3 protein-coding genes are annotated in these 2,433 nt (G+C 73.2%); 1 reads left to right on the forward strand and 2 read right to left on the reverse strand.

Annotation, left to right across the window (positions count from 1 at the left end; all coding sequences use genetic code 11):
- Positions 1-79 precede the first annotated feature (79 nt).
- Together EF918_RS34795 and EF918_RS34800 are read right to left on the reverse strand one after the other, a co-directional pair.
- Positions 80-679, reverse strand: a complete 600-nt coding sequence (locus tag EF918_RS34795; protein ID WP_125652855.1) for a GNAT family N-acetyltransferase — start codon at positions 677-679, stop codon at positions 80-82.
- 9 nt (positions 680-688) lie between these two features.
- Positions 689-1,429, reverse strand: a complete 741-nt coding sequence (locus tag EF918_RS34800; RefSeq protein WP_125652856.1) for a helix-turn-helix domain-containing protein — start codon at positions 1,427-1,429, stop codon at positions 689-691.
- A 246-nt stretch (positions 1,430-1,675) separates the two neighbouring features.
- Here EF918_RS34800 and EF918_RS34805 point away from each other — a divergent pair, with 246 nt between their 5' ends.
- Positions 1,676-2,344 (forward strand): DUF4097 family beta strand repeat-containing protein, encoded by a 669-nt coding sequence (locus EF918_RS34805; protein WP_125652857.1) that lies wholly within the window; start codon positions 1,676-1,678, stop codon positions 2,342-2,344.
- Positions 2,345-2,433: the final 89 nt, after the last annotated feature.

A 2,433-nucleotide genomic window follows, 5' to 3' on the forward strand; every position in this document is an offset into this window, starting at 1 on the left:
CCCGCCACCCCCGCGGCCGGCTACAACGCCTCCCCCGAACCCACCTTCACCCACGGCCTGAACGCCCTCCTCGACGGCCTCACGGCCGGGCGGGAGCACTGACCCCGCCGGCCCCGGTGGCCCCGCGGTCCCCGCGCACCAGCTCCTCGTCGTCCCACGGCACGGCGGTCACCGTCCCGGCCTCGCGGTCGCCGCGCAGCACGGCGTAGCCGACGGCGTCGTGCACGGTGCCGTCGGCGCCGGGCCACCCCTGCCGGTAGTGGGCCTCCTTGACGTACCCGCACCGCAGGAACGTGCGCCGCATCGCCACGTTGTCCTGCCGGGTGGTGCCCTCGATCCGCCGCACCCGCGGGAACTCCTCGAACAGGTACCGCGTCGCCCACTCCAGGGCCTGCCGGCCGATCCCGCGCCCCCGCCACGGCGTACGGATCCGCAGGTCCAGGACGGGCGTCGGGTCCCCGAGGTCCATCAGCCGGACCAGTCCGACGACGTCGTCCCCCACGAGCACCCAGAAGGTCCGGCTCTCCTCGCCCTCGTACACCCCGTCGGCGAGCCCTCGGCGGACCTGCTCGGGGTCGACGGTGCGCGAGCCGTGGAACGGCCACGTGTCCCCGCTGAGGAAGTCGACGAGGGCCTCGCCCTCCGCGCGGACGAACCGCCGGCACCGGATCTGCGTCATGCCCGCACCCTACGCAGGATCCGCATCGGCCGGGCCCGCCGCGACCGGCATGTGCAGGACCTCGCGGGCCTGTTCCGCGGCGCGCAGGATGCTCTCGGAGATGAAGTCGACGAAGCGGGCGATGTTCTCCAGGCGGGTGGCGGCCGGGGTACCGGGGCCGAGCACGTCGACCCCCTGCCGGGTGACGTCGGCGAGCTGCGCCGTGGCCCGGGCGCTGGCCATCGTGGACTGGTACATGACCTCGTCGTCGACGACGTAGCGCTCGCGGCGCCCCTCCTCGCGCTCCCGGCGGATCAGGCCCTGACCCTCCAGCATCGCCACCGACTTGGAGACGGTCGCCGGGCTGACCCGCAGCCGCTCGACGAGTTCGGCCGCGGTGAGGCTGCCGGTGTCGGTGGTGTAGAGGCAGACCATCAACCGGGCCGTCATCCGGGGCAGTCCGGACTGTACGAGCACGGTGGTGAACATCTCCTCGTACGCGCGCACCGCCTCGCTGTCGCGGCCGGGCGGCAGCGCGGCGGCGCCGGAGCCCCGGGGCGCGGCCTGCTTGCGGCGGTGGGCGCGGTGCCGGGTGGCCCGCTGGGCGAGTTCGGCGCGGTAGCCGGTGGGGCCGCCGTTGCGCATGACCTCGCGGGTGACGGTGGAGGTCGGGCGTTCCAGCCGCCGGGCGATCTCCGCGTACGCCAGGCCGTCGGCCAGGCCCAGGGCGATCTGCTGGCGTTCCTGCGGGGTGAGCCTGCCTCCCGGCATCACGGTCTCCTTCTGCTGCGCGGTACGTGAGGGCCCCAGCATAGCTTTCACTTCCATCTCATTGCAACGACAATCCCCGCCTGCGTTGCATTAGATTCACGCCCGTTGCAACGAAATCCCTGCAATGACCTGCGATTATTGCGATTTGACGCAACAACAATGTTGCCGACTCTGGAAAGGCAACGTAGCGTTCACGACATCAGAAACGCCGGGCCGCAAGGGTCCGGCCCTCCCGAGGAGCACACGATGCAGAAGTTCGACACCACCGCCCCGGTCACCGCCGTCCTGGACGTCCCCGCCGGACGCATCCAGCTGATCGCCGCCGACCGCACCGACACCACCGTCGAGGTCCGGCCCGCCGACGCCGCCGTGAACCGCGACGTGAAGGCCGCGTCGGAGATCGAGATCGCCTACGAGGACGGGGTCCTGCGCATCACCGCCCCCGAGCCGAAGAACCGGATCGTCGGCAACTCCGGCGCCGTCGAGGTCACCGTCCAACTGCCCGCCGGCTCCCGGGTCGAGGCGACCTCGGCCGCCGCCGAGTTCCGCGGCGTCGGACGGCTCGGCGACGTGGCCTTCACCGGCGGCTACCGCACGGTCAAGCTCGACGAGGCCGCGAGCGCCCGCCTCGCCGCCCACGACGGCGACATCACCGTCGGCCGCCTGACCGGCCCCGCCGAGATCAGCACCCAGCGGGGCGACATCCGCATCACCGAGGCCGCCCGCGGCACGGTGACCCTGAGCACCCAGAAGGGCGACATCACCGTCGGCGCCGCCCGCGGCACCTCCGCCGCCCTGGACGCGGGCACCAGCTACGGCCGCGTCCGCAACTCCCTCAAGAACACCGGCGGCACCCCGGACCTGACCGTCCGGGCCACCACGTCCTACGGCGACATCACCGCCCAGAGCCTGTGACCCCCCGGCCGGTCACCGCACGGGCCGTGGGGGCACGACCGGGGCCCCCGGCCCGTGCGGTGACCGGCCGGGGGGTCACAGGCTCTGGG

This window comes from Streptomyces sp. WAC06614, from assembly GCF_003949795.1.
GTDB lineage: Bacteria > Actinomycetota > Actinomycetes > Streptomycetales > Streptomycetaceae > Streptomyces.